20 protein-coding genes are annotated in these 26,890 nt (G+C 63.9%); 12 read left to right on the top strand and 8 right to left on the bottom strand.

The annotated features are described in order from the left end of the window. The 10 genes from ACSQ3S_RS08920 (at position 1) to ACSQ3S_RS08875 (ending at position 11,324) form a co-directional block, all read left to right on the top strand. Positions 1 to 735 (top strand): GntR family transcriptional regulator, encoded by a 735-nt coding sequence (locus tag ACSQ3S_RS08920; protein ID WP_436142152.1) that lies wholly within the window; start codon positions 1 to 3, stop codon positions 733 to 735. Next, positions 732 to 1,829, top strand: a complete 1,098-nt coding sequence (gene nagA / locus ACSQ3S_RS08915) for an N-acetylglucosamine-6-phosphate deacetylase (protein ID WP_176654995.1) — start codon at positions 732 to 734, stop codon at positions 1,827 to 1,829. Before ACSQ3S_RS08920 ends, nagA begins: the two co-directional genes overlap by 4 nt. A 5-nt stretch (positions 1,830 to 1,834) precedes the next feature. After that, positions 1,835 to 2,848: an SIS domain-containing protein gene (locus tag ACSQ3S_RS08910; RefSeq protein ID WP_176655224.1), complete on the top strand. Its 1,014-nt coding sequence runs from the start codon at positions 1,835 to 1,837 to the stop codon at positions 2,846 to 2,848. Between the two features lie 132 nt (positions 2,849 to 2,980). Next, entirely contained in the window at positions 2,981 to 4,192 is a 1,212-nt protein-coding gene (locus ACSQ3S_RS08905) for an ABC transporter substrate-binding protein (protein ID WP_436142151.1), read from the top strand. A gap of 85 nt (positions 4,193 to 4,277) precedes the next feature. Then, positions 4,278 to 5,156, top strand: coding sequence for a carbohydrate ABC transporter permease (locus ACSQ3S_RS08900; RefSeq protein ID WP_436142150.1), 879 nt, complete (start codon positions 4,278 to 4,280; stop codon positions 5,154 to 5,156). Then, positions 5,153 to 5,959 (top strand): carbohydrate ABC transporter permease, encoded by an 807-nt coding sequence (locus ACSQ3S_RS08895; RefSeq protein ID WP_176654993.1) that lies wholly within the window; start codon positions 5,153 to 5,155, stop codon positions 5,957 to 5,959. The genes ACSQ3S_RS08900 and ACSQ3S_RS08895 overlap by 4 nt, the downstream gene beginning before the upstream one ends. Further along, a complete protein-coding gene (nagZ, locus tag ACSQ3S_RS08890) occupies positions 5,956 to 7,446 on the top strand; it encodes a beta-N-acetylhexosaminidase (RefSeq protein WP_436142149.1) in 1,491 nt (496 codons plus the stop codon). Before ACSQ3S_RS08895 ends, nagZ begins: the two co-directional genes overlap by 4 nt. A gap of 22 nt (positions 7,447 to 7,468) precedes the next feature. Then, complete coding sequence (locus ACSQ3S_RS08885; protein WP_353400567.1) at positions 7,469 to 8,776, top strand: MFS transporter; 1,308 nt, start codon at positions 7,469 to 7,471, stop codon at positions 8,774 to 8,776. 4 nt (positions 8,777 to 8,780) lie between these two features. Next, positions 8,781 to 9,908 carry an ABC transporter ATP-binding protein gene (locus ACSQ3S_RS08880; RefSeq protein ID WP_436142148.1) on the top strand — a complete coding sequence of 376 codons (1,128 nt, stop codon included), beginning with the start codon at positions 8,781 to 8,783 and terminating at the stop codon, positions 9,906 to 9,908. Positions 9,909 to 10,013: 105 nt separating this feature from the next. Next, complete coding sequence (locus ACSQ3S_RS08875; RefSeq protein WP_176654989.1) at positions 10,014 to 11,324, top strand: hypothetical protein; 1,311 nt, start codon at positions 10,014 to 10,016, stop codon at positions 11,322 to 11,324. 31 nt (positions 11,325 to 11,355) lie between these two features. Here the strand turns inward: ACSQ3S_RS08875 and ACSQ3S_RS08870 are convergent, their stop codons facing one another. Both ACSQ3S_RS08870 and ACSQ3S_RS08865 read right to left on the bottom strand, forming a co-directional pair. Then, positions 11,356 to 12,651: a glycoside hydrolase family 18 protein gene (locus ACSQ3S_RS08870; protein WP_436142147.1), complete on the bottom strand. Its 1,296-nt coding sequence runs from the start codon at positions 12,649 to 12,651 to the stop codon at positions 11,356 to 11,358. Between the two features lie 12 nt (positions 12,652 to 12,663). Next, the gene (locus ACSQ3S_RS08865) at positions 12,664 to 13,404 is read right to left on the bottom strand and encodes a GntR family transcriptional regulator (protein ID WP_176654987.1); all 741 of its coding nucleotides are present in this window, start codon (positions 13,402 to 13,404) and stop codon (positions 12,664 to 12,666) included. A gap of 396 nt (positions 13,405 to 13,800) precedes the next feature. Between ACSQ3S_RS08865 and ACSQ3S_RS08860 the strand changes: the two genes are divergently transcribed. Further along, positions 13,801 to 16,569: a TonB-dependent receptor gene (locus tag ACSQ3S_RS08860; protein ID WP_413447123.1), complete on the top strand. Its 2,769-nt coding sequence runs from the start codon at positions 13,801 to 13,803 to the stop codon at positions 16,567 to 16,569. An 82-nt stretch (positions 16,570 to 16,651) separates the two neighbouring features. After that, complete coding sequence (locus ACSQ3S_RS08855; protein WP_436142146.1) at positions 16,652 to 17,623, top strand: cupin-like domain-containing protein; 972 nt, start codon at positions 16,652 to 16,654, stop codon at positions 17,621 to 17,623. 10 nt (positions 17,624 to 17,633) lie between these two features. Here the strand turns inward: ACSQ3S_RS08855 and ACSQ3S_RS08850 are convergent, their stop codons facing one another. From ACSQ3S_RS08850 to ACSQ3S_RS08825, 6 genes are all read right to left on the bottom strand, one after another. Continuing rightward, positions 17,634 to 18,554 (bottom strand): NAD(P)/FAD-dependent oxidoreductase, encoded by a 921-nt coding sequence (locus ACSQ3S_RS08850; RefSeq protein ID WP_436142145.1) that lies wholly within the window; start codon positions 18,552 to 18,554, stop codon positions 17,634 to 17,636. Beyond that, entirely contained in the window at positions 18,529 to 18,993 is a 465-nt protein-coding gene (locus ACSQ3S_RS08845) for an Rrf2 family transcriptional regulator (protein ID WP_176654984.1), read from the bottom strand. The genes ACSQ3S_RS08850 and ACSQ3S_RS08845 overlap by 26 nt, the downstream gene beginning before the upstream one ends. 42 nt (positions 18,994 to 19,035) lie before the next feature. Next, positions 19,036 to 20,049: a cupin-like domain-containing protein gene (locus ACSQ3S_RS08840; RefSeq protein WP_436142144.1), complete on the bottom strand. Its 1,014-nt coding sequence runs from the start codon at positions 20,047 to 20,049 to the stop codon at positions 19,036 to 19,038. A gap of 142 nt (positions 20,050 to 20,191) precedes the next feature. Beyond that, on the bottom strand, positions 20,192 to 23,134 hold the full coding sequence (locus ACSQ3S_RS08835; protein ID WP_413447126.1) for a TonB-dependent receptor: 2,943 nt from the start codon (positions 23,132 to 23,134) through the stop codon (positions 20,192 to 20,194). 679 nt (positions 23,135 to 23,813) lie between these two features. Next, on the bottom strand, positions 23,814 to 24,089 hold the full coding sequence (locus tag ACSQ3S_RS08830) for an acylphosphatase (RefSeq protein WP_436142143.1): 276 nt from the start codon (positions 24,087 to 24,089) through the stop codon (positions 23,814 to 23,816). Positions 24,090 to 24,105: 16 nt separating this feature from the next. Next, positions 24,106 to 26,862 carry a M16 family metallopeptidase gene (locus tag ACSQ3S_RS08825; protein ID WP_436142142.1) on the bottom strand — a complete coding sequence of 919 codons (2,757 nt, stop codon included), beginning with the start codon at positions 26,860 to 26,862 and terminating at the stop codon, positions 24,106 to 24,108. Between the last annotated feature and the right edge of the window lie 28 nt (positions 26,863 to 26,890).

Below are 26,890 nucleotides of genomic sequence, written 5' to 3'. Positions count from 1 at the left end.
GTGCTAGCCCAGTTGAGCGATTTCAAGCCGGATGCAGACAGCGATACCCCGTTATACATGCAGCTTGCGAACAAGCTGTCCGACGGGATCGCCGACGGCGGCTGGCGCGCCAACGAGGCTTTGCCGTCCGAGCGCGTGCTGTCGGAGATGCTCAACATCTCCCGCGTCACCGCCCGCAAGGCGATCGACATGCTGTGCGACCGTGGCATGCTGACCCGCAAGCGCGGTTCCGGCACCTACATCACGCCGAAACTGGAGCAGCCCTTGTCGCGCCTGACCAGCTTTTCCGAGGAGCTGCGCGAACGCGGCTTCACCGCCGGCTCGCGCTGGCTGCAGCGCGACATCGGCATCGCCTCGCCGGTCGAGCTGCTGTCGCTGGGCCTGTCACCGAACATGCCGGTGGCGCGCCTGAAGCGCCTGCGCACCGCCGACGACGTGGTGATGGCGATCGAGACGACCACCATCCCGGCGCAGTACATGTCGAACCCGCACAGCGTCACCGATTCGCTGTACGGCTACCTGGAAGCCAACGGCACCATCCCGATGCGCGCGCTGCAGCATATCCGCGCCGTCAACGCCAGCGCCGAGCAGGCGCGCCTGGCCAATATTCCTGCGGGTGCTGCGATGCTGCATATCACCCGCGTCAGTTATCTCGACAACGGCGCAGCGGTGGAACTGACCCACTCGTATTGCCGCAGTGATTATTATGAATTCGTAGCGGAGTCGCGCAGATGAGCGATGCAATCAAAGGCAATATCCTGACATCGGCGGGCTGGGTCCGCGGTGAGATCACGTTCGGTGTACGCATCGCGGCCATCCAAGGCAGCAGCGTCGACCCTTCGCAAAACGAAGACGTCTATATCCTGCCGGGGTTTATCGACCTGCACGTGCACGGCGGCGGCGGCAAGGACGTGATGGAAGGCGGCGACGCCGTCCACACCATCGCCGCCATCCATGCAAAGCACGGCACCACCAGCATGCTGGCCACCACGATGACGGCGCCGCCGGACGATATCGACCTGGCGCTGAAAGGCATCGGCGCCGCCGCCGTCAGTCGCGGCAAGGGCGAGGCGCGCGTGCTCGGCGCCCACCTCGAAGGCCCGTACATCAACTCCGGCAAGCTCGGAGCGCAGCCGCCGTTCGCGCGTTCGGCCAAGCTGGCCGACGTCGAGCGCCTGGAAACCATGGCGCCGCTCAAGCTGATCACCGTGGCACCGGAAATCGGCGGCCATCTGGAACTGGTCAAGGAACTGTCCGACGCCGGCATGCGCGTGCAGATCGGCCATACGCTGGGCACCTATGAAGACGGCGTCGCCGCGCTGAAGCAGGGCGCGCACGGCTTCACCCATCTGTTCAACGCCATGACCGGCCTGCACCACCGCGAGCCGGGCATGGTCGGCGCCGCGCTGGCCCACGCCCAGTACGCCGAATTCATTCCCGACCTGCTGCACGTGCACCCGGGCGCCATCAAGACCGCGCTGCGCTGCATACCCAACCTGTACTGCGTCACCGATTCGACCTCCGCCACCGGCATGCCGGACGGCGAGTACATGCTGGGCCGCCAGGTCGTCATGAAATGCATGGGCGGCGTACGCCTGCCCGACGGCACGCTGGCCGGCAGCACACTCACTATGGACCAGGCGCTGCGCAACCTGGTCGGACTCGGCCTCGATCTGGCGGATGCCTCGGCACGGGTCTCAACGTATGCGGCCGATTATCTCGGCTTGCAAGAGCGGGGCCGCCTGGCCCCCGGCGCCTACGCCGACTTCGTGGTGCTCGACCGTGACCTGAACCTTAAAGCCGTCTATATCGAAGGAGAATTGTTGTGACCTCAATGATGTTGAAAGAAGCCCTGTCCGCAGCTGATTGCGTAGCCCTGCAACTGGCCAGCGACGGCGATCGTTACGCGGAACTGGGCCGCAAATTGAGGAGCACTTCCTTCTCGACCGCGCTGACCATCGCGCGCGGCAGTTCGGACCATGCCTGCGCCTACGCCGCCTACCTGATCATGGCGCGCCTGGGCCGCGTGGTGGCGTCGCTGCCGATGTCGCTGGTCACGCTGAACAAATCGCCGCTGATCACCCGCGACACGCTGGCCATCTCGATCTCGCAATCGGGCCAGAGCCCGGATGTGGTCGAGCCGATCAAATACTTCCGCGACGGCGGCGCCACCACCATCGCGCTGGTCAACGACATCGATTCGCCGCTGGCCCATGCCGCCGAATTCGCGATGCCGCTGCGCGCCGGCAAAGAGCAGAGCGTGGCCGCGACCAAGAGCTTCATCACCAGCCTGGTGGCCGGTGCCCGCCTGGTCGCGCAATGGCAGAACGATCCGGAGCTGTTGGCCGGACTGGAAGCCTTGCCCGACTCGCTACGTGCAGCCGCCAAGGAAGACTGGACCTCGGCGCTGGAAGTGCTGGCCCCTGCCCGCAACATCATGGTGGTCGGTCGCGGCATCAGCTTCCCTGTGGCGCTGGAAGCCTCGCTGAAGTTCAAGGAAACCTCGGCATTGCAGGCGGAAGCCTTCAGCGGCGCGGAAATCAAGCACGGCCCGATGGCGCTGATCGAAGAAGGCTATCCGCTGGTGATCTTCGCCACCCGTGGCCCGACGCAGGCGAGCCTGCTGCAGCTGGCGACTGAAATGCGCGGCCGCGGCGCGCGCGTGCTGCTGGCCGCTCCGGCCGACGTGGCCGAACGCGACCTGACCTTGCCTGTCGCGGCAACGCCGGATCTCGATCCCATCGTGGCGATCCAGGCCTTCTACGTGATGGCGGCCCAGCTGTCGGCGGCACGCGGCATGGATCCGGACGCTCCGCGCCACCTGAGCAAAGTCACCAAGACTAACTAAGCAATGTCGCCAGCAGCCCCGCCGTCATTCCCGCGCAGGCGGCGGTGCGCCGTCGCGCAATCCATACTGAAGTGGAGCTCACGCTCAGCATGGATCCCCGCTTTCGCGGGGATGACGGCGGTGACGCTATGTATGTCCGCTGCACTCGCCTCGGAAAAAATCGAGTTCTGGACCTTCAGCATGAAGCCCAAATTCACGCCCTACTTCGAGACGCTGGTGAAGAACTACGAAGCCGGCAATCCGGGCGTGAAGGTGGAGTGGGTGGACTTCCCCTGGGACGTCATCCAGACCAAGCTGGTCACCCGCATCGTCGCCGGCACGCCGCCTGCGCTGGTCAACCTGAACGTGCCGTGGGCCGATGAATTCGCCCGTGACGGTTTGCTGACGCCGGTCGACGCCCTGCTGGCCGACGCCCGCCCGCGCTACCTCGCCAGCACGCTGGAGGACCTGACCTTCGGCGGCAAGACCTACGGCTTCCCCATGTACAGCAACGTCGCCGTCATCGCCTATAACACGCAGATCTTCAAGGCAGCCAGCATCCCCCACGCGCCGCGCGACCTGGACGAGCAGCTGCTGTTCGCCCGGCAGATCGCCGCGCGCACCGGCAAGGCCGGCCTGTGCCCAGCGCTGTCCAAGATCGACGGGCTGATGATGCAGCAAGGGCTGGCCGTCATCAGGGACGGCAAGGCCGTCTTCAACTCGCCCGCGCACATCGCGCTGATCAAAAAGCTGGCCGATACCTACAAGGCGGGTGGCCTGCTGAAGGATGCGCTGTTCGCCGAAGATAACTTCCCCGCCGCGATCGACGCCTACAAGGGAGGCCGCCTCGGCATGCTGCTGGCGCCGCCCACCGCGGTCAAGCGCATCCAGAGCGACGCCAAGGACATCTACGCCATCACCGACGTCGCGCCAGCACCGCTGGGCCCCACCGGCATCGCCGACGGCGGCTGGCTGATTCACTTTGCAGTGCCGAAGAACGTCGATGCGAAGCTGCTGCCCGCCATCGGCAAGTTCGCCCGCTACCTGACCAACGACGCCAACCAGCTGGCCTTCGCCAAGCAGGCCAGCGTCTATCCTGCGATGGCGCAGGCGGCCAACGATCCCTTCTTCATGACGGTGCCGCCGGGCGCCGGCGCGGCGGAAAAGGCCGTATCGGCGGGCGCGGTGTCGATGCCGCATTCGCATACGCTGTACGTGGCCGGCATCACCGACTACGACGAACTGCGCCGCTACCTGGTCAAGGCTGTGGAAGCCGGCGTCACCGGCAAGCAGGACGTGAAGCAAGCGCTGGACCAGGCCGTCGCGATCTGGAACAGGAAACTCGCCTCGCAGCGGAGCTATTAAGATGAGCGCAGAGCAAACCACCGTCATTCCCGCGAAAGCGGGAATCCATGCCGAACCAGCTGGCCAGCGTTCTATGGATTCCCGCATGCGCGGGAATGACGGCGCGCGCCCCGTGAACCTCGCCGCCTGGCTGTTCCTCGCCCCCGCGCTGGCGCTGCTGGCGGTGTTCTCGTTCTGGCCCGTGGCCTTCGGTTCGCTGCTGGCCTTCACCGACTACAGCCTGATACGCGAAACCCACTGGGTCGGGCTGGACAACTTCCGCTACATCTTCGACAACGAGATGTTCGTCACCGGTCTGAAAAACTCGCTGATCTTCCTGCTGATGGTGCCCTTCGTGCAGATCGGCGCGCTGAGCCTCGCGGTCCTGGTCAACAACAAGCTGCCCGGTATCCGCTACTTCCGCGCCGCCTTCTACGTCCCCGTCGTGACGACGGTGTCGGTGGTCGGCATCATGTGGGGCTTCATGTTCCACGAGCAGGGCGCGCTCAATTACGTGCTGATGACGCTGCAACTGGTCGGCGCACCGGTGGGCTGGCTGTCCAACGACAGCCTGGCGCTGTTCGCCATCATGTTCGTCACGCTGTGGCGCGGCCTGGGCTGGTACATGGTGATGTACCTCGCCGCGCTGCAAGCCGTCCCCGCCGACATGCAGGAAGCCGCCATCCTCGACGGCGCCAACCGCTGGCAGCGTTTCTGGAAGATCACCGTACCGATGCTGCGCCCGACCATCATGGTGTGCTCCATCCTGTCCGTACTGGCCGCGCTGAAGGCCTACCAGGAAGTCGACGTGCTGACGCAGGGCGGCCCGATGAACTCCACCTTCACCGGCCTGTATTACGCCTATGACCAGGGCCTCAAGCACCTGAAGCTGCCGCGTGCGCTGGCCGCCAGCTTCGTGATGTCGATCTTCTGCATCGGCATCGCCTTGCTCTGCCTGCGCTACATCAAGCCGAAACACAGATGATGAAGACCGCCCTCCACTATCTGCTGCTCTGCGCGATCGCGGTCGTCTGCGTGTTCCCGTTCTGGTGGACGCTGGTCACGGCCGTCTCCACCGAAGGCAACATCTTCGCCTTCCCGCCTACCTTCTGGCCGAACCAGCCGTCGCTGGACAACTTCATCGAAGTGTTCAATGCCATTCCGATGTGGTCCTTCTTCCGCAACTCGGTCTTCATCGCCGCCTGCACGGTGTTCTGGAAGCTGGCGCTGTGCTCGGCCGCCGCTTACCCGCTGGCGCGCATGCAGTTCAAGGGACGCAAGCTGGTGTTCGGCCTGATCCTCGCCACGCTGGTGCTGCCGTCGGAAGTCAACTTCCTGGTCAACTTCATCACGGTGACGAAACTGAGCCTGGTCGACACCTACACCGGCGTGATCCTGCCCAACGTGGTGACGGCGGTCGCCATCCTGCTGCTCAAGCAGGCCTTCGAGGAAGTGCCGCAAGACCTGATCGACGCAGCGCGCGTCGACGGCGCCTCCGAATGGACCATCTTCAGCAAGATCATGCTGCCGCTGATCGCCCCGTGGCTGGCCACGGTCGGCATCCTGACGGCGGTCGAAGCATGGAACGAATACATCTGGCCCTCGATCGTGATGAGCAAGCCGGACGAATTCCCGCTGTCGGTGGGCGTGCTGTATTTGCGCGGCACCTTCGGCAGCAGCACACGCGTGATCGCCGCCGGGACAGTGCTGACCATCCTGCCCACGCTGGCAGCCTTCTTATTTACTCAACGATTCTTCATGCGCGGCATGGACGGAGCAGTGAAATGACTACACAAAACGAACTGAGAAAAATCGCCGGCCAACTCATCATGATCCGCTTCCCCGGCACCGTGCTGGACGCGGCCACCGCCGACTTCCTGAAAGCGAACAGCATCCGCGCCGTCTGCCTGTTCCGCGGGAACATGACCGACTCCGAACAGCTGGCCAAGCTGACCGCCGACCTGCGCGCGGTGATGGGCCCCGAATCGCTGATCGGCATCGACCAGGAAGGCGGCGCCGTGGTGCGTTCGACCTGGGTGCCCGCGCCGCCGGCCGCGATGGGCCTGGGAGCCGCCAACGACACCGACCTGGCCTACCGCACCGGCGCCGCCGTCGCGCGCGCCGTCAAGGCGCTCGGCTTCAACTGGAACTTCGCGCCGGTGCTGGACCTGAACAACAATCCGCACAACCCGGTGATCGCCGAGCGCTCCTTCGGCGCCGAGCCGAAACGCGCCGCCGAACTGGCGATGTCGTGGATGGCAGGCAGCCATGCGGAAGGCGTGGCCTGCTGCGTCAAGCACTTCCCCGGCCACGGCGACACCAACGTCGATTCGCACCGCGACCTGCCGACCGTGAACAAGCCGGTCGAAGAGCTGGACCGCCTGGAACTGGCGCCGTTCCGCATGGCCTCCGGCGCCGCGCCGGCCATAATGACCGCCCACATCGTCTACCCGACGCTGGACCCGGACAATCCGGCCACGATGTCGCGCCGCATCCTCACCGGCCTGCTGCGCGACGAGTGGAAGTACAAGGGCATCGTCATCACCGACGGCATGGACATGCACGCCATCGCCGGCCGCTACGGCGTCGGCAACGCCGCCGTGCGTGCGCTGACCGCCGGCGCCGACATGGTCATGGCCCTCGGCACCACCGAAACGCAGAACGAAACCCTGGACTCCATCGCCGCCGCCATCGCATCGGGCGAGTTGACGATGGACGAAGTCAAGGCCCGCCTGAACCGGCTGGCCTCACTGGCCCTGGCCTATCCATGCAAACCGCGCTCCTACAAGGAAGACGCCGCCGACCGCGAAGTGATGGCCGAAGGCTGGCGCCGCAGCCTGACCGCCTATGGTGCACCGCGCCGTCCGGCCAAGGGCGCCAATGTGCGTCTGGTGGTGCGCCAGGACGTCGTCAGCGATGGCGTTTCCGAAGCCGGCGTGCCGGCCGAGGAAGTGGCCGCATCGCTGCGCCGACTATACGATGTCGAACTGGTGACTTTCGCCAACGCCGACACCTTCGACTGGAGCGCGCTGCCGAAAGACGGCCGCTTCACCATCCTGGCATCGACCTCGCGCCTGCGCTACGGCCAGCACGCACGCGACACCTGGCGTCCCGACCTGCACCTGGCGTTATGGAACCCGTACCAGGCGCTCGACATCCAGGCGCCCTCGCTGATGACCTACGGCTTCGCCAGGCCGGCGCTGGACGCCGTCAATGGCTGGCTGTCCGGCGAACTGGAAGCCACCGGCCACGCGCCGGTGCCAGGCTTCGCATAAAAATACACGGGGAGGACACAGCATGGACAACAAACAAAACATACGCAATCCGAAGTTCTGGGTACCCAGCCTGTACCTGGCGCAAGGCCTGCCGTTCTTCGCGGTGGCCATCGTCGCCAACCAGATGTTGAAGAGCATGGGCGTGCCCAACGACGAGCTGAATCACTGGACCGGCTTGATCGGCTTCGCATGGGTGTTCAAGCCGTTGTGGAGTCCCTTCCTGGAACTGGCCAGCAGCAAGAAGCTGGTGGTAGTCGGCTTCCAGATCCTCGGCGGCCTGTGTCTCGGCGGCGTCGCGCTGGCGCTGCACGCGCCGTTCTGGTTCGCCGCCTGCATGGCGATGCTGGCCCTGGTCGGCATCTCCGCCGCCACCCACGACATCGCGTGCGACGGCCTGTACATCACCAGCCTCGATGAAAAAGGCCAGGCGCAGTACGCCGGCTGGACCGGCACCTTCTTCAACGCCGGCAAGTTCTTCACCACCGGCGGCCTGCTGCTGCTGGCCGGCCACTTCGAGAAGACCATGGGCGTGGTACCTGCATGGACCATCTGCTTCTGCATCCTGGGCGCGATCATGATCGGCCTGGGCCTGTACAACAGCTGGGCCCTGCCGCTGGCGAAGAACGAAGTCACCGCCGACACCAACGCCGCCGCCATCGCCCGCACCTTGTGGGAAGTGATCGTCGAATTCTTCAAGAAGCCCGGCATCTGGGTCTCGATCGTGTTCATCATCCTGTTCCGCGCCGGCGAAGCGCAGGTGCAGTCGATCGGCCCGCTGTTCCTGCGCGAGGCGCGCAACCTTGGCGGCCTGGGCCTGACCACCGCCGAAGTGGGCGCCGTGTACGGCACCGTCGGCACCGTGGCCTTCGTGGTCGGCAGCATCGCCGGCGGCTACTTCACCTCGTGGCTCAGCCTCAAACGCGCCATCCTGTGGCTGATCCTCGCGGTCAACCTGCCCAACCTGGCGTTCTACCTGCTGTCCTACTTCCAGCCGACCGACCTGTCGGTGATCGGCGCCGCGCTCAGCGTCGAGATGTTCGGCTACGGCTTCGGCTTCGTCGGCCTGATCCTGTACATGATGCAGGTGGTCGCGCCGGGCAAATACCAGACCGCGCACTACGCCTTCTCCACTGGCATCATGCAGCTGGGCTTCGTGCTGTTCAAGCTGTTCAGCGGCGACATCCAGATCTCGCTGGGCTACCAGCACTTCTTCATCTGGGTCATGCTGTGCGCGATTCCGGTGGCGGTGCTGTCGCAGATCATTCCGATGACGGCGCGCCCGCAGCCGGAACAAGAGCAGCCGGCGCCGCAAGCGGCCCACGCAGGTTAATCCCATGGCCAGCGTCAGCCTCAAACAGATCGTCAAGAGCTACGACAAGACCCCGGTCATCCACGGCGTCGACCTCGATATCGCCGACGGCGAATTCATGGTCTTCGTCGGCCCGTCCGGCTGCGGCAAGTCCACGCTGCTGCGCATGATCGCCGGACTGGAATCGATCAGCGGCGGCACGCTGCACATCGGCGGCACGCTGGCCAACGACATCGCGCCCGCTCAGCGCAAGCTGGCGATGGTGTTCCAGTCGTACGCGCTGTACCCGCACATGACGGTGTATGAAAACATGGCCTTCGCGCTCAAGCTGGCCGGCCACAAGCCGGTCGAGGTGCAGGCCGCCGTCGAACGCGCCGCCGCCATCCTGCAGATCGCGCCGCTGCTCAAGCGCCGGCCGAAGGAGCTGTCCGGCGGCCAGCGCCAGCGCGTCGCCATCGGCCGCGCCATCGTGCGCAAGCCGGAGGTTTTCCTGTTCGACGAACCGTTGTCCAACCTGGACGCCAGCCTGCGCGTGCAGATGCGCGTGGAAATCAGCCGCCTGCACCAGGAGCTGAAGACCACGATGATCTACGTCACCCACGACCAGGTCGAGGCGATGACGCTGGGCCAGCGCATCGTCGTCTTCAACGGCGGCCGCATCGAGCAGGTCGGCACGCCGCACGAACTGTATAACCATCCGGCCAATTTGTTCGTGGCCGGTTTCCTCGGCACGCCGAAGATGAACTTCATCCCCGGCGAGATCGTCTCGGTATCGCGGCATGGATCGCAACAGCGTGCCGGCGTGCTGCTGCCTGGCGGCGCCATCGTCGATGTCGATATCGATGCCGCCGCCGGCCCACAGTGCGGCGACAAGGTCACGCTGGGCGTGCGCGCCGAGCATTTGTCCATCGCCGTCGAAGGTCAGGCCGACAACGTCATCGACGTCGGCGTCGGCCACGTCGAGTACCTGGGCGACCTGTCCATCGTCTACGCCACGCTGGCCGGAGTGCCCGAGATGATCGCCGTCAAACAGACCGCCGAGGCGGCTCCGCTGCATGCCGGCAGCCGCGCGCGCGTGCACCTGCCGCCCTCCCGTTGCCTGTTATTTAACGCCGGGGGCCGCGCTCTTGCGCGGGCGCAGGCACACGTTTGAAATTCGGAGTTTCGAGCGGTTTTATGTAACAATACGCAGGTTTACTCTACCGCGACGGTCTGGCGCATCCGCCGCCCGTCTAATTTGTTTGATTGAAGGATAACCATGTCCCACATTCGTCTCGCTCGCATTAGCCTGATCCTGGCCGCCATCGGCCTGAACGCCGCACCAGCCATGCTGGGCATGTCCCCGGTCTATGCCGCCGAAGCCGCCAAGCCGGCCGAACCGCCGAAAGACGCCGTGCGTCCGGAAATCTACAAGCTGATCGACCCGGCCCAGACCAAAGAACTGCTGGCAGCCAAGAACTACACCGAATTCCAGAACCGCATCAACACCGCTGCGGCGATGCCGAACATCACCCCATACGAAGCCTTCGTGCTGAATCAGATGCGCGTGCAAGTGGGCCAGGCCAGCGGCGACAATCCAGGCACCATCAAGGCGCTGAGCGAGATGATCGATTCGGGCCGCCTGAAGCCTGAAGACAAGCTGCGCTTCATCGACGCCGTCGCCGGCATCTACTACAGCAACCTGAAGGACTACGACAACGCCATCGTCTGGTTCAACCGCTACGGCACCGAGTCCGGCGACGTGAACAAGCAGCGCCAGTACATCGTCCGTTCCTACTTCCTGAAGAACGATTTCGCCACCGCGAAAACCGAAGTGCTGAAGGATATCGAAGCGGCCAAGAAAGCCGGCGTCGCGCCACCGAAGGATGAGCTGAACCTGCTGGGCAACGTCGGCATCAAGACCAAGGACACCGAGTTGTACCTGCAAGCCGTTGAAGAACTGGCCCGCTACTACCCTACCCCGGACTACTGGTTCGACCTGCTGAACCGCACCCGCGGCAAGAAGTCCTATGCGCCGCGCCTGGACCTGGACATCGCCCGCCTGAAAGCGGTCGCCACGCCGACCAAGATGGAGCCGGAAGACTACGCCGAACAGGCCGAGCTGGCCGTGCTGGGCGGCTTCTTCACCGAAGGCAAGATCGCGATGGACAAGGGCTATCCGGACGGCATCCCTGCCGGCAAGAACAAGGCCGCGCTGCAGAAGATCCGCGACAGCGCCAACAAGGGCGCCGCCGACGATGCGAAAAACATCGACAAGGGTGTTGAAGCTGCGCAGAAGTCGAAAGACGGCGTCGGCCTGGTCAACCTGGGCTACAACTACATCACCCTGGGCCAGTTCGACAAGGGTATCGACCTGATGAAGCAAGGCATCGCCAAGGGCGTGGCCAAGAATCCTGAAGACGCCAAGCTGCGCCTGGGCTACGCCCTGGCCATGGCCGGCAAGAAGGACGAATCGATCAAGATCCTGGAAACCATCAACGCCCCCGACGGTCGTGGCGACCTGGCGCGTTACTGGATCATGTACCAGAACAAGCCGCCAGTCGCTGAAGCGCCTGAAGCAGCCAAGTAAAAACAAAGCCGGCGCAAGCCGGCTTTTTACATCAGGGCCGCATCGCGGCCGACAGGGCATCCAGCATCTGGTGCCCGCCGTCGCCACTGAGCTCCCAGAACATCGCCCCGCGCAGCCCCTGCGCCTTGATGTAGCCGGCCTTCTCCTTCAGCGACGCCGGATCTTCGTACGTGATCCAGACCTGCTCCGCCGGGTTGTACAGGTACGGCACCTTGGCCGACGCATTCCAGTATCGCTGGTAGCCCTTGCCGCCCACCGTGGAGCCATCCGCCGCCAGCGTAATCACGCCCTGCTTCAGCAGATGGCTGAAGCCATACGAGTTGCCGCCGTTGGTGCCGCCGGTCGCGCTGCCGTCGCAAGGCTGGTACTGGCCGTCGCCATCGGCGCCCGCTGCGCAGCCCTTCCAGCCGTAGCCATAGAACGGCACGCCCAGCACCAGCTTGTCCGTCGCCACGCCGGCCTGCAGGTAGCGCTGCACCGAAGCGGCGGAATAGAATCCGCTGGCCGTCACCGGATCCCTGGCGTCGGCCGACAACGCCGCATGATGGCCGCTGTTTTTCTCCCATGGCATGTGAAAGTCGTAGGTCATGATGTTGATCCAGTCCAGACTCCGCGACAGCTCCTTGATCCACGCGCTGCCGCCGCCGTTTTCACTGATGTAGTTGGCGTTGCCGCCGGCGGCGATGGTGATGCTGTAATGCTTGCGGTCCTTCTTGCCGGCGCTGTCGAACGCCGCGCGCAGCTCGCGCGCCAACACGATGAAGTTCTGCTTGTCGGCCGGCCGCGCGCACACCGCGCCCGCCACGCAAGGCACGCCAGCCTCGGTCGGATACTCCCAGTCGATGTCCACGCCATCGAGCCCGAAGCGGCGCATCAGCCGCACCGACGACGCCACGAAGCTGGCCCGCGCCGCTGCCGAATCGGCTATGTTGGAAAACTGGTTCGACCAATCCCAACCGCCCACCGACACCACCACCTTGAATTTCGGATGGCGCTTCTTCAGCGCCACCAGCGCGCGCAGGTTGGCGCCGTCAGCCGCATCATCGCGGAACGCCAGCGTGCCATTGGCTCCCTGGCACGGCGCGACGTAATTCACCGAAGGTTCCGGGTTGCCATGCTTGCCGTTCCAGCAGACGTCGACGAAGGCGTACAGCGCCATCGTCAGCTTGCCGGCATCGACGTTGGCGGCGGTGACGGGGAAATCGGCAGATTTCCAGCCGGGATAGTAGCCAACCACTTCAGGCGCTGCTCCTGCTGCTGCGGCGGGCAGACTGAAGGCGCAGGCAAGCGCCGACGCCAGGGCCCATCGAGTTAAACGAGTATTCATAATTCCCTAAGGTCAGGTGGCGTTCAGTTCAGCCACAAAGTCATACATATCGCCGCGAAAGTAGGAGCGGCAAAACTCCACCGCGCGGCCATCGCGCAAAAAACCCAGCCGCTCGACGGAAAGGCCGGCATCGCCCTCCTTCGCCTGCAGCAGCATGGCCTGCTCGGCATTGAGCAGCAACGCGGAGAGGCGCTGCAAGGCACGCACCGGACGGTTGCCGGCCTTTTCCAGCGCGTCGTACATGGACACGTCCACCGCGTCCAGCGACGGCAGGCAGGACGCCACGATGGTCGCGTACTCCAGGCACATCGGCACGTCGTCCGCATAGCGCATGCGGTTGAAGCGGTAGACCGCCGCGCCGGGACTGAGCCGCAGCCGCATCGCCTCGTCCGGCGTGACGGTGCCCTCGGAACGCTTCAGCCACACGCTGCGCGGGGTTCGCCCACGCGCCCGCATGTCCTCGGAGAACGACGTCAGCTTGGCGAAGTTCTTCTCGATGCGCGTGTTGATGAAATTGCCGGAGCCGGGCCGCCGCACCAGCACGCCCTCGCCGACCAGGCCGTCGATCGCCTTGCGCACCGTGATGCGGGAGATCTCCAGGTCGGCCGCCAGCTGGCGTTCGGCCGGCAAGGCGTCCTCCGGCTTGAGCAAATGCTGTTCGATGGCCGAGCGCAGGGCCCGCTGCAGGCGCTGGTAGAGGGGTAGGTTACTGGTCTCATTGAGGTGCTGCCGGATGTGTACCAGTGGGGCCATATGATCGCGTTCCATAACGATGAAGACATCCTCTCCGTAGTTGTCGGACGATAATACCAAAAAAAGACCACAAGTCATCCAGCATTGCCAGCCCATCTTGCAAATATTTTGCGCAGTTTGGCAGAAACCCTTATAGCTACAGGCTTCTTGCCTGTTGTATATCGTCACAGGCGCGCACCATACCACCACCCAGCCGGTATTACATTGCTCTACAGCATGGAGTGTGTATGCCTTATACAACAAACAAAAAAGAATTTTAAAGTGGTAGTGATCTGGTATTAAAACACGGGTATATTGGCGTTGGATTGGTTTTGTAGGTGGTTTTGAAAAGAAGTGAAAAGAATTACACATCAACAATCAGTGGGCTCGGCGGAGCCTTCATCAACGGGAGGGAACATGTATCACAATACTAACAACACGAAAATGTCCAAACTGACGCCTATCGCGACCGCGGCTGCCATCCTGGCGCTGAGCGTTTCGATGACCGCTCAGGCACAACAAGCCGCGACCGAGAAAGAGCCGGAAGTGGTGATCGTGAGCGGCATCCGCGGCTCGCTGCAGCAATCGCTGTCGGTCAAGCGCAATGCGTCGAGCAACGTCGACGTGATCACCGCCGAAGACGTCGGCAAGATGCCGGACAAGAACGTCGCTGACTCGCTGCAGCGCGTCCCAGGCGTGAACATCTCCACCTCGGGCGCTGGCTCGGGCGGCTTCGACGAAAACGACCGCGTCTCCATGCGCGGCACCGCTCCTTCGCTGACCCAGACCCTGATCAACGGCCACGCCGTATCGTCGGGCGACTGGTTCGTGCTGGACCAGGTGGGCGGCGCAGTCGGCCGTTCGGCTTCGTACTCGCTGCTGCCTTCGGAAATCGTCGGCCAGGTCGTGGTTTACAAAGCACCGACCGCCGACCAGATCGAAGGCGGTTCGAGCGGCTCGATCGACATCCGCACCCGCCACCCGCTGGACTTCAAGGCTCCGCTGTCGATGGAGGCCAACGTGCAGGCGGTCTATTCGACGCTGGCTGAAAAAACCGATCCGCAAGTAAGCGCGTTGATCAACTGGAAAAACGAAGCAGGCACCATCGGCTTCATGGCACAGGGCTTCTCCGAGAAGCGCAGCCTGCGCCGCGACGGCCAGGAGCTGTTGCAGTGGACCCAGGTGTCGCCAACCAACGCCGCGGTCAAGACCAATCCTGACCTGGCCAACGTCTGGTTCCCGCGCCTGATCGGCTCTTCGCTGTTCCAGCAGGAGCGCAAGCGCAAGGGCGGCCTGCTCGACGTGCAATTCAAGCCTAGCCGCGACTTCAGCCTGGAAGCGACCTACTTCCGCTCGAAGATGGACGCATCGAACTACAACACCAACTACATGACCGACATGAACGGTTCGGGCATGCTGGGTTCGGGCGTCGCGCCTGATCCAGGCTACGTGGTCCGCAACGGCACGCTGGTGTCGGCATCGTTCGCCAACAAGGGCACCGCCGCCGCACCACTGCGCTACGGTATCGTCGACGACATCGTCCGCGAAGGCGCTTACGCACAGACCGAGTTCTTCGACCTGGACGGAAAATGGCGCGTTACCGATAAGCTGGTACTGACCGCCAAGGCCGGCGCCACCAAGGGCAAGGGTGTAACCCCGAGCCAGGGCGTGTTCGAAGGTGACGTCAACAACTCCGGCGCCAGCTACACGCTGAACGGCCTGGGCAGCCCGGCGACCGTCAAGTTCCCGAGCATCGACGTGACCAAATTCACCGGCACCCCGCTGGACTGGGTCTTCGGCGTATCGCCTGCGACCACCGACGACAAGGAAAGCTATGGCCAGATCGACGCGGCCTTCCAGCTGGACAGCGGCGTGTTCCGCGAAGTCAAGTTCGGTATCCGTGGCACCCACCACACCCGTTCCAACTTCGAAGTGGCGCAAGGTCCTAACTGGGCCAACACCGATGTCGGCGGCACCAGCACCAACCCGGCCTGGAACGGCACCACCTATCCAGGCAATTTCGGCCAGGACCTGGGCGGCGACTTCCCTAAAAACGTCTGGATCCTCGATCCCGCGATCCTGAACGCATGGGGCAACCTGCACTCGAACCGCGATGTCAGCCGCACCTACTACCAGGACATGTTCGACCTGACGGAAAACACCAAGGCGTTCTACGTCCAGGGTGAAATGGAAGGCGAAGGCTGGAGCGGCAACGTCGGCGTGCGTGTCGTGCGCACCGAAGGTACTTCGAACGGCTACCAGATCCTGCCGAACCAGCCAGCCGGCGAAACGCTGCCAGCGTATCCATGGGGTGGTTTCGTCAAGAAGACCGCGATCGACAACAACACCACGATCCCGCTGCCTAGCCTGAACCTGAAGTTCGACCTGCGTTCCGACGTGGTCGCTCGTCTGGGCCTGTCGCGCACCATGACCCGTCCCGACTACGGCGCATTGGGCGGCGCGGTGATCCTGACCGACGAAACCCACACCGGCAACGGCGGCAACTCGGCACTGAAACCGGTCAAGTCGAACAACCTGGACGCCAGCCTGCAATGGTACTTCGCACCACGCGCGCTGCTGTCCGCAGGTATCTTCTACATGGACCTGCACGACTACGTCGGCTACGGCACCAGCACCGGCAACTTCATCGACACCCGCGCTTCGCAGGAACAGAAGAAGCCAGTGTTCGCCAACTACACCATCACCTCGCCGATCAACGTCGGCGCCAAGGTCAAGGGTCTGGAACTGGCGGCACAGGTACCGCTGGGCATGGGCTTCGGCTTTGACGTGAACGGCACGCTGGCTGATTCGCACCTGGACTTCGGTGCCTGCCCTGCGATCCAGACGTCGACCTCGGGCGATCCGTGCGACATGCTGGGCGCTTCGAAGACCACCGCCAACGCCGGCGTGTACTTCGAAAACGACAAGTTCAACGCACGTATCGGCTACGCATGGCGTTCCTCGTTCCTGGCAGCCCAGGACCGCGGCACTCCGCTGTACCAGGATGCGTCGGGTCAGTTGTCCGCATCGTTCAACTACAACATCAGCAAGAACATCCAGCTGACGATCAGTGGCCAGAACATGAACAACCCGATCCTGAAGAACTACATCTTCAACAAGGACCAGCCGGCACGCTTCTATGCCAACGGCGCCCAGTACTACGCTGGTCTGCATATCAAGTACTAAAACGTAACCGTTTCATTGTGTAGTCTGTTCCCGCCACGGCTCTCCCGGCCCTGGCGGGTTTTTTTATGCGATCATACGTTTCATGAACCAGCCTATCGAATACCGCGACCTGGATCCGGCCCGCTTCTTCAGCGAGGTCGCCGGCAGCTACCGCCCGGCCGTCCTGCGCGGCTTCGTCAAGCACTGGCCGGCCGTGCACAAGGCGCGGCAGTCGCCGGAAGCGCTGTGCCAATATCTGATGGATTTCGACAGCGGCCACGAAGTCGACGCGGTGATGACGCCGCCGGCCGAGCGTGGACGCCTGTTCTACAAGCCGGACATGGAAGGCTTCAACTTCGTCCGCAACAAGGTGCCGGTATCGAAGGTGATCGAACAGCTGGCGCGCTACTCGCAGTTCGACGCGCCGCCGTCGGTGGCGGTGCAGAGCGCGCTGATCGACGACTGCCTGCCGCGCTTCGCGCTGGAGAATATCGCCCCCGCCCTGCCGCCGTCGGTGCGTCCGCGCATCTGGCTGGGCAATACCATCACCACGCCCGCGCACTTCGACGAATCCTACAACCTCGCTTGCGTGGTCAGCGGCGAGCGCCGCTTCACGCTGTTCCCACCCGAGCAGGTGGACAACCTGTATATCGGCCCGCTGGATTTCGCGCCGACGCCGACGCCCATCAGCATGGTCGATTTCCGCGATCCGGATTACGCAAGGCACCCGCGCTTCAGGCAGGCGCTGGACGCCGCGCTGGTGGCCGACCTGCTGCCCGGCGACGCGCTGTACATCCCGACGCTGTGGTGGCACCACGTGCAGTCGAACGGCGTCCTGAACATGATGGTGAACTACTGGTGGAAGAACGAACAGCCGGCTGCGGACGCCGGCACCACGTTCGACGCGCTGCTCGCCACGCTGAAGTCCATGAAGCACCAGCCGCCGGAAGTGCGCGCCGCATGGGGCGCGATCTTCCGGCACTATGTGTTCGATCCGGAGCAAGACCCGGGCGCCCACATTGCGGAGCACAAGCAGGGCGTGCTGCAAAACGCCCGCCCACCGCGCCGCCCCTGACGCAACGCATCTAGGCGGCTTTGTCCAGGCCGAAGATCAGCGACTGGTGCGCGGCCGCGCCGGCCATGCCGCCGTCGGCCACGGCCATCCCTACATTCCCGAACATGCGCGCCGCGTCGCCGCAGACAAACACGCCTGGCACGCTGGACGCCTTCATCGCATCGGTGCGCACGTGCGATCCGATCGCGCCTTGCTCCAGCACGCAGCCCAGCTGCTCGGCCAGCGGGCTGGCGCTGTGGGTGCGGGTCAGCACGAACAGCCCCGCCATCTCCAGCGTGCGACCGTCCTCGAGTTCGACGGCGGCATGGCCGCCGATGGCCTTGACCTGCGTGCGCTCTATCGCGACACCGCGCTCCTTCAGCGATGCCAGCTGCGCCTCGTCCGGCTCGAACGCGCCGTTGAGGAAGAACGTCACCCGCCCCCAGTCCGGCAGCATCAGCGCGTGATGGATCGACATCGGACCGGTGGCCAGCACGCCGATCGCGCCCTCCATCAATTCATAGCCATGGCAGTACGGGCAGTGGAAGGCGCTGCTGCCCCAGCGCTCGGCCAGGCCGGCGACAGGCGGCAACTCGTCGACCACGCCGGTGGCCAGCACCAGCCTCAGTGACTGGAACGTGCTGCCGTCGCTCAGCGTGACGCGAAAGCCGTGCTCCGTTCGCGCCGCCTGCTCCGCCGCGCCCTCCAGCCAGCGCACCGTCGGATACTTCATCAGCTGCGCGCGGCCGTCGGCGACGATGGCCGCCGCTTCGCGGCCATCCTGGCCAAGAAAGCCATGCGAATGCCGGGCGTACCTGTTGCGGCGCTGGCCAGCGTCGATCACCAGCACGCGGCGGCGGGCGCGCGCCAGCGGCATGGCGGCGGACAGGCCGGCGTAGCTGCCGCCGATGACGATGACGTCGAACTCAGTCGTCGGATGGGGGATGTGCATGGGAAGCTCCTTTGTGATGTGCGTATCCGTCGTTGAAGCGGGCCGACAGGTCGGCAAGCGTCACGTCCTTGAAACGTTCGATCAGCAAGGCCTCGGCCTCATCGAAGGCGCTGGCCAGCGCGTCGTTGACGGCGCGCTCCACCAGGCATTGAGGGTTCTCATCGCGGTTCCCCATCGCGAACACCGTGGGCGAACCGACCGCCTCGTAGATATCGCGCAGCGTCACCTTGCGCAGGTCGCAGGTGATGCTCCAGCCGCCGCCGTGCCCCTTGCCGGAGCCGACGTAGCCGCGCTCGCGCAGCCCAGCAAGCACGCGCCGCACCAGCACCGGGTTGGTGCCGAGGAAGCCCGCCAGCTCGTCGGAAGTGAACGGCCGCCCGGCGTGCGCCATGTGCAGCAGCACGTGCAGGATGGAAGATAGTTTGCTGTCTCGTCTCATGTAACTAATGATAGTACATAATCGGAAAGCGTGCACGCGGCACTATCGTCGCATCATGTTCAGCAGTTGCGCGCGCAGCTTGCGCGCCGCGTCCTGGTCGAACGGGGCCAGCACCCCGCGCGCGGCCGGCGGAATATGTCCGGCCTCGCCGCCATCGCTGTCGAACACGTAGTGGCGGAACAGTTCCTTCCAGGCCTGCCTCTGCTCCGGCGGCAAATCGCGCACCGTCATCAGCGCCAGCAGCAGCGCGTTCATCGGCGTGTCCATGAAGCCCGGCGACTGCCGCCACCAGTAGTTGACCAGCACATTGAAACTGTCCAGCGCCTCGATATGGTGCCACCACATGCTGGGAATGAAGACCGCGTCGCCGGCTTCCAGCTCGGCCACCTGCGCATGCTCCAGCGCGGTGGCGAATCGCGGAAACACCGCGAAATCGGGACGTGCAAAGTCGACCATGCTGATCGCCTGCCCCGCCGGCGTAAAGTCGAGCGGCCCGATATACAGATTGTCCAGCTGCGCGGGCGGGAACAGCGTGAAGCGGCGGCGGCCGGCGGCCACGCAGGCCAGGTTGTCCGGCAAGTCGTAGTGCGCCGGGATGCGCGTGCGGTTGCCGACCCAGATGCTGGCCAGCGGATCGCGCGCGCCGAAGCCGATATCGTTTTCCGCACGGAAGCCCGGCAGGCAGGTGTCGACCGTGGTCGAGCCGACATACAGCGCGGGAGGCTTGTCGTCATTCAGGTGGTCGCGCAGCGCGTCGAGCACCGTGTCGAAGCGCACCCGCGCCGTGTTGAAATTGAATCCGCTGACGTCGTCGTTGTAGAAAAAGCGCCCTTCTATCTCCGGGCCGCCGTGCATGGCGTTGACGGTGGCGTCGCGGTAGAAGCGGCGCAGGTAAGTGTCGGCCGCCTGTGCCGAAGTCCGCGCCGCGCCGACCATCGGCCAGGAAGCGGCCAGGCCGCGCAGGACAACGGGCTGGGTCGAGGTCAGTATCTCGTCCGTCAGCTGCTGCGGACCGACGCCCTCGATTTCACGGATGCGTTTAATGGCGGGCGGCATTCAGGCGGTTCTTTCGGTCCTGGTGATCTATATTGTTGAGTAAAACAGCCTTGGGCATGGGAATTAACAGTGCTTGATATGAAACAGGCCATCTTACGCCCGTTGCCGGGCAGACGGCCTGTTTCGTTAGGTTATAACCCGATTAGAACTTGTAGCGCGCACCCACCATATAGCGTGGGCCTGCCTGCGTGACATTCAAGGTCGACATTTCGGTACGGCCATGCTGACGCTGGATGGAGTCGCCCAGGTTGATCGCTTCAAGCTGGAAGCTCAAGTTCTTGTTGAGGGTATAGCCGATGCTGACGTCCACCTGGCCATACTTGTCGGTGTAGACCGGAGCGGCGCGACCGCCGCCGTCGACCGTCGACGCCAGGAACTCGCCGCGCCAGTTGTACGCCAGGCGCACCGACCACTGCTTGTCCTCGTAGATACCCACCAGGTTGGCGGAATTGCTCAAGCCCAGGATGGCGAACTGGTCGTTGACGTTGGCGTTGTCGTACTTCAGCGGCGAGTGCACATAGGTGTAGTTCGCCTGCACGCCAAAGCCGCTGCGGCCGAACATATGCTGTACGTTCAGTTCCGCGCCGTTCACGCTGGCCGACTTCTGGTTGGAGTACGTGGTGGTCAGGAAGCTCTCCAGCGGATCGGTCGGCAAGCCGGTGATGTTGCCGGCGATATTGCCGTCGGCATTCACGCCGGTCTTCTGCACGCCAGGCTGGCCGTTGAAGTTGTTGAAGATGTAGTTGCGGATGCAGCTGGTATCCGCCACGGTGCAGCCATGCGACAGCGCCGCGTTGTAGTAGGCGCCGCCGACCGGGGTGTGCAGGTTGTACAGCGGTTGCGGGACGACAGTCTGGCCGGCGTAGTTGTCCAGCCCCTTGCGGAACAGGCCCAGCGACATCAGGCTTTCCTTGTCGTAGTACCATTCCCAGGACAGGTCCAGGTTTTTCGACTTGACCGGTTTCAACGCAGGGTTGCCGGTCGACGCGGTGCCGTTGTAGGTGTTGGCGATGGTACCCAGGGTCAGGCCGCCCTGCAGCTGGTCGTAGCGTGGACGGCCGATGGTTTCGCCCGCGCTGGCGCGCAGTTTCATGTCGCTGCGGATATCGAAGTCCAGGTTGATGCTCGGCAGGACGTTGGTGTACGACGCGGTCGTGGTCGACATCGAGGTGCCGGCAAAGGTGACCGGCAGTTCATTCTGCGATACCCATACCAGCGCCGTCGCCGGCATCACCTGCGCCACCGAGGTCACTTCCGTTTTCTCAAGGCGAACGCCGAACGACGAATGGAACGGGATGGCCGTATCCCAATCGGTGTTGAAGGAGGTGTAGGCGGACGTCGATTTTTCCTTGAGCAGGCGATCGGTGTCGGCGGTGGCGAAGTTCGGCAGGTAGGCTGCCTGGTTGCCGACGGCGTTGGCCGTGGCCGCGCGCACGGCGGCGAAGTCGAAGGTGTACAGCGTGTTGTACGCGCCAGCCGTATTGCCGCCCGGGATCTTGTTGAAGTAATCGCTCAGGTTGTTGGCCTGGAACAGCGAGCCCGGATAGTCCGACGCCTTGGTCGCGCCGCTCCAGGTATTGTTCTGCACGTTCGAGAACGTGGAACGGTTCTGCGAATCGGTCAAGCCCAGGCCGAAGTTGACGCTCGATGCCTCGAACACCTGGATGGCGCCGCTCGCCTGCACCTGGTTGATCGTCGATTTTTCATAGCTGTTGTGGAACCACGAGCCGGCCGCCTGGATCGGCTGCGCCGTCAGGTTGGCGGCAGGCATGCTCAGCACCGGCAGCTTGTGGGTGAAATCGATGGTGGTGGTGCCGCGGCTGAAGCTGGCGTTGGCCAGGTCGTTCTCGGAACCGAACGGGCTGTCCGCGCCGGATTCGGCGGTCGAGTGGTGCGCATCGAACTCCAGACGCACTTTCGGCGAGTACTTCCATACGGTGTTGAAGCCGATCGACTGGTTCTTGGTCTTGGTGGCATAGTCGCCGCCGATGACCGAGATGTCCTGCGGGGTCGAATAGACTTCCGAATACACCAGCGGCGACTGCACGTGGCCGCCCGGCCAGGTGCTGGTCGAGGTTGGCGTTTGGCCGAACCAGACGCTCAACTCGTTACGCTTGGTCTGGACCTTGTTTTCCGAATAGGTCAGGTCCAGCGTGGTGGTCAGCTCCTTGACTGGACGGAACTGCAAGGCCAGCTGGCCATTGGTGCGCTGGCGCTCGATGCCGTTGACGCCGTAGCCGAAGTTCTGCGGGATCGAATACAGGTCGGTAGGACCGGGACGGTTGGTGATGTTCTGCGAACCCGGCTGGCCTGGCTGCGGCAGGGTCGAGCCGGCGGTGGTGTCCGAACCCAGATACGGCCCCTGGTAGCCGTTGGCCAGGCCGGCGCGGTTGAAGCCCGAATCGCGCACCTGGTAGCTGCCGCTCAGCGCCACGCCGAAACGGCCGTCTTCGCTGGTGTTGGTGTAGATGCCCGAGATTTCAGGCGTCACGCTGGAGCCCTGCAGCGAACCCGGCAGGTGCTTGTTGGAGGTATCGGCGACGCCCTTGATGCCGATGCTCGAGTGCATGCCAGGATTGTCGAACGGACGCGCGGTCATCACGTTGATGGTCGCGCCGATGCCGCCGGTCGGGCTGTCGGCACGGCCGGTCTTGTAGACCTGCAGCTGGGAAATCGCTTCCGACGCCAGGTTGGAGAAGTCGAACGAACGGCCGGACAGGTCGCTCAGGTCGGTGGTCGGCATCTGGCGGCCGTTCAACAGCACCAGGTTGAAATCGGGACCGAGGCCGCGCACGGTGACCTTCTGTCCTTCGCCGTTGCTGCGGTCGATCGACACGCCGGAAATGCGCTGCAGCGACTCGGCCAGGTTGGTGTCCGGGAATTTGCCGATGTCCGAAGCCACGATGCCGTCGACGATGCCGTCGGCGTTGCGCTTCAGGTTCAGCGTGGACTGCATGCTGGCGCGCAGGCCGGTGACGACGACGGTGGTTGAACTGTCTGCCGGGGTTGCGGCCGAGGTGGCTGCTTCCTGGGCATATACCGGAGCAACCAGGCCGGCGCAGGCGCTGGCAACTGCCAGGCTCATTAAGCGCTGCTTGGTGTTGGGATGGAACTTGTTAGCTTTGTGATGATGTCGCATGTCTCTTCTCTTTCCTCGTTTGAATAATCAACACCGTTACGCGTCTTGCAACAGTGTCTTGTGGCACTACAAAAAACTCTTTACGGCCGAACATGAAAACGTTTTCATAAAAGGTCGAACTGACCGCCGGGGAACTGTGCAAAACCCGGAAAACGGTTGGATGAAAGGGGTGATTGGGGCTGGGGAGGGTTGGGAACCCGGCGCGACAGGGTCTAATGCAAATGATTGCGCAACCATTTTAATTTGAAATTAAAAATGACTAACGTTTTCAAGGCGCTAGTCTTGGTTGTTTTTTGACTGTCCAACATGCTTGTCTCCTCCGGCGCATTACCGCGGTTTATTGTTTTTTGTCGCCTGCTGCCTTCTAAAGGCGCCGCGATCAATTCAGTGTAAGAGGGTTAAAAAGTCATTGTCAATCAAAAATATATTTCAATTGTTATACGCTACCATTTGCTACCAATAAGGTACCTACTTGATGACGGAAAAATAACGCTATCGTCGCGGCTGCACAGGAGCCGGACTCGGGTGGAAGAATCGGAGTACCCCAGAAGCAAACTTGCAAAGTGTGGCATTACCGCCACGGCTCTGATCGCTCGGGCTGCTTGCGTTCCCGGGGCTGGGGAGTTTACAGCGTCGGCAGGATCTTGAAGGCGCCGTCCGCCGACGCCTGGCCCGCGACATCTTCGACCACGACATTCGATACGAAGGCGGCGGGCGGACCGAGCCTGGCCCAACCGACGAGGGCATCGACCGCCTGCCCATCGCCGTCCACGCCCGCCTCCACCGAGCCATCCCGGCGATTGCGCACCCAGCCGCCCAGGCCCAGCGCGGCCGCCTTCTTGGCGAAGGCGGCGCGGTAGCCGACGCCTTGCACCCGTCCTTCAATCAGCAGTCGGATCACGATACCTCCACAGCCTTTACGGCTTCTTCGCCGGCGCCGTCGCGGCGCCAGCCCTGGCCTTGGCTTCGTCGCCCGCCACCACCACGCTCAGCTTGGCCGGATCGACGGCCTTGCGGAAGGCCGCGTTGACTTGCGCCAGCGTCGCCGCCTTCAGCTTGTCCTCGTAGTCCTTGCTCCAGCTGTAGGTGCGGCCCAGATACAGGTTGCGCGTCCAGCCGGCGGCCAGCACGTTGTCCTTCGAGCGGTTCTGCACGCGCTGCTGCAGCAGGCCGGACTTGGCGCCCGCCAGTTCGGCGGCGGTGAAGCCGTCCTTCACCGCGCGCTCCAGTTCCTGCCTGATCGCCGCCTCCAGTTTCTGCAGGTTCTGCGGCGCGGCGATGGCGTCGATGCCGAAGCTGCCGGCGCGGTCGATCTCGCCCGGCTGCAGGCCGGTGCCGCCGCCGTACGACAAACCGTCCTTCTGGCGGATGCGGTCCATCAGGCGCGATTTCAAGCCGCCGTCACCGAAGATGAAGTTGGCCAGGTCCAGCAGCGGATAGTCCGGATCGTCGATGTTCAGGTCGAGGTTCAGGCGCGCCGTGTAGAAGCCGTTTTCCTTGTCCGGCGCGTTGATGCTCTTGTGCAGCGGCGCCTTGTCCTCATTGGTGCTCTTCACCGGCGCGTAAGCCACCTTGCTGTCCCAGCCGGCGAAGCTTTCCTCTATGGTCTTGCTGATCGCGGCCTTGTCGAAATCGCCGACGATGGCCAGCTCGCCGTGATTGGCGCCGTAGTAATTACGATGGAAGGCGATCACGTCTTCCAGCTTCAGCGCCTTGACGGCGGCCAGCTGCTCGTCCACCGTCATCGGCGCGCGCACGTCGCCCTTCGGATAATGGTTGAAGTACAGGTCGACCTCGGTGCGCGCCAGCGACTGCGGCTCGTTGCGCGACGCTTCGATGCCCACCAGCCATTGCTGGCGCAGCTGCTCGAATTCCGCCGCCGGGAAGCTGGCGTCCTTCAGCACATGCGCCACCAGCCGCAACGCGGCGTCCAGGTTCGGCCCGGTGGTGTCGAAGCGATACAGGCTGCCGGAGATCTTCAGCTTGGCGAAGGCGTCGGCCAGCTGCTCGCGGCTATACTTGCTGGTGCCGCGCATCAGCATCTCGTTGGCGGCCGTCGAGACGATGGTCGTGTTGAACAGGTTCTTCTCGTCGCCCCAGTGCAGCTGCATGTCCACCGACACCGCCTCGCCGCGATTCTTCTTGGTCAGCAGCGCCACCTTCAGGCCGCCAATGGTCTTGATCTCGGTGCGGGCGTTGATGTTGGCCTGGCTCGGGTCGAACACTTCCGACGTCAGCACGCTGTCCTTGCCCTTGAAGTCCTTCATCACCTCGGCCACCGTCGTTGCCGGCGGAATCTCGGCGCGCAGCGGCGCGTCTTCCGGCACGAAGCTGCCGACCACGCGGTTGTCGCGCTTCAGATAGCGCCCGGCCGCGGCGGCCACCTGCTCCGGCGTGATGCTCGGCAGCTTGTCGCGGCCCTCGAACAGCAGGCGCCAGTCGCCCAGCGCGATCTCCTCGGACAGGCTCACGCCGACCTTCTGCGGATCGTTCAGCGACTTCTCGATGCCGTTGGCGAAGTTGCGGCGCGCCCGCTCCATCTCTTCGGCGGTCGGCGGCGTCTGCGCGAAGCCTTCGACCGTCGCGATCAGCGCATCGCGCACCGGCTCCAGCGGCTCGCCCGCCTTCACCACCGCGCCGATGAACTGCAGGCCGGGCGCATAGCCGGTCTGGCCAAAGCTGAACACCTGCGCCGCCTTGCCGGTTTCCACCAGCGCCTTGTGCAGGCGGCCGGTCGGCGTATCGCCCAGGATCTCGGACATGAAGCTCAGCGCATCGCTGTCCTGCTGCAGCGCCGACGGAATCTTGTAACCCAGCGCGATCAGCTGCATGTCGCCCTTGCGGCGCACCACGAAGCTGCGTTCGCCGTCCTGCGTCGGCTCGACCGTCCAGAACGGCGGCAGGCTGCGCTTGGGTTTCGGGATCACACCGAACGATTTGGAGATCCATGTCAGCGTCTGCGCCGGGTCGAATTTGCCGGCCACCAGCAGCACCGCGTTGTCCGGCTGGTAGTAGGTGCGGTAGAACGCCTGCAGGTTCTCGATGCGCACGTTCTCGATGTCGCTGCGGTTGCCGATGGTGGAGCGGCCGTACGCATGCCAGTCGTAGGCCACGCTCTGCATGCGCTTCATCAGCACCGAGAAGGGATCGTTCTCGCCGCTCTCGTATTCGTTGCGCACCACGGTCATCTCGGAATCGAGGTCCTTGCGCGCGATGAAGGAATGGACCATGCGGTCCGCCTCCATGTCCAGCGCCCATCTCAGGTTGTCCTGGCTGGCCTGGAACACTTCGTAGTAGTTGGTGCGGTCGTAGGACGTGGTGCCGTTGAATTCCATGCCGCGGTTGGAGAATTCCTGAGGGATGCTGCGGTTCTTGGGCGCGCCCTTGAACATCATGTGCTCCAGCAGGTGGGCCATGCCGGTCTCGCCGTAGTTCTCGTGCCGCGAGCCGACCAGGTAGGTGACGTTGACCGTCACCGTCGGCTTGGACGCATCCGGAAACAGCAGCACCTTCAATCCGTTCGGCAGCCGGTATTCGGTGATGCCTTCGACGGAAGGTCCCTTGACCACGCCCGCCGGCAAGGCCTGCGCCCAGGCGCTGCCGGTGGCGATGAAGGACAGGCCGCACAGCATCAGGCTGGCGGCGGCGGCTTGTTTCAGACGGCTGTTGTTCATGGTCCCTCGCGAAAAAAACTGAAGAACA

Source organism: Duganella sp. LjRoot269 (assembly GCF_964254095.1).
GTDB lineage: Bacteria > Pseudomonadota > Gammaproteobacteria > Burkholderiales > Burkholderiaceae_D > Rugamonas > Rugamonas hordei.
The sequence above is the reverse complement of the archived record's forward strand: the minus strand, read 5'-3'. Positions and strand labels throughout refer to the sequence as shown.

Bases quoted from the DNA above. Each gene is read 5' to 3' on its own strand.
- ACSQ3S_RS08885 (WP_353400567.1), top strand. From the start codon at position 7,469: ATGGACAACAAACAAAACATACGCAATCCGAAGTTCTGGGTACCCAGC.
- ACSQ3S_RS08855 (WP_436142146.1), top strand. From the start codon at position 16,652: ATGAACCAGCCTATCGAATACCGCGACCTGGATCCGGCCCGCTTCTTC.
- nagA (WP_176654995.1), top strand. From the start codon at position 732: ATGAGCGATGCAATCAAAGGCAATATCCTGACATCGGCGGGCTGGGTC.
- ACSQ3S_RS08875 (WP_176654989.1), top strand. From the start codon at position 10,014: ATGTCCCACATTCGTCTCGCTCGCATTAGCCTGATCCTGGCCGCCATC.
- ACSQ3S_RS08845 (WP_176654984.1), bottom strand. From the start codon at position 18,993: ATGAGACGAGACAGCAAACTATCTTCCATCCTGCACGTGCTGCTGCAC.
- ACSQ3S_RS08870 (WP_436142147.1), bottom strand. From the start codon at position 12,651: ATGAATACTCGTTTAACTCGATGGGCCCTGGCGTCGGCGCTTGCCTGC.
- ACSQ3S_RS08860 (WP_413447123.1), top strand. From the start codon at position 13,801: ATGTATCACAATACTAACAACACGAAAATGTCCAAACTGACGCCTATC.
- ACSQ3S_RS08905 (WP_436142151.1), top strand. From the start codon at position 2,981: ATGTCCGCTGCACTCGCCTCGGAAAAAATCGAGTTCTGGACCTTCAGC.
- ACSQ3S_RS08910 (WP_176655224.1), top strand. From the start codon at position 1,835: ATGATGTTGAAAGAAGCCCTGTCCGCAGCTGATTGCGTAGCCCTGCAA.
- ACSQ3S_RS08840 (WP_436142144.1), bottom strand. From the start codon at position 20,049: ATGCCGCCCGCCATTAAACGCATCCGTGAAATCGAGGGCGTCGGTCCG.
- ACSQ3S_RS08850 (WP_436142145.1), bottom strand. From the start codon at position 18,554: ATGCACATCCCCCATCCGACGACTGAGTTCGACGTCATCGTCATCGGC.
- ACSQ3S_RS08900 (WP_436142150.1), top strand. From the start codon at position 4,278: ATGCGCGGGAATGACGGCGCGCGCCCCGTGAACCTCGCCGCCTGGCTG.
- ACSQ3S_RS08895 (WP_176654993.1), top strand. From the start codon at position 5,153: ATGATGAAGACCGCCCTCCACTATCTGCTGCTCTGCGCGATCGCGGTC.
- ACSQ3S_RS08825 (WP_436142142.1), bottom strand. From the start codon at position 26,862: ATGAACAACAGCCGTCTGAAACAAGCCGCCGCCGCCAGCCTGATGCTG.
- ACSQ3S_RS08835 (WP_413447126.1), bottom strand. From the start codon at position 23,134: ATGAGCCTGGCAGTTGCCAGCGCCTGCGCCGGCCTGGTTGCTCCGGTA.
- nagZ (WP_436142149.1), top strand. From the start codon at position 5,956: ATGACTACACAAAACGAACTGAGAAAAATCGCCGGCCAACTCATCATG.
- ACSQ3S_RS08880 (WP_436142148.1), top strand. From the start codon at position 8,781: ATGGCCAGCGTCAGCCTCAAACAGATCGTCAAGAGCTACGACAAGACC.
- ACSQ3S_RS08865 (WP_176654987.1), bottom strand. From the start codon at position 13,404: ATGGCCCCACTGGTACACATCCGGCAGCACCTCAATGAGACCAGTAAC.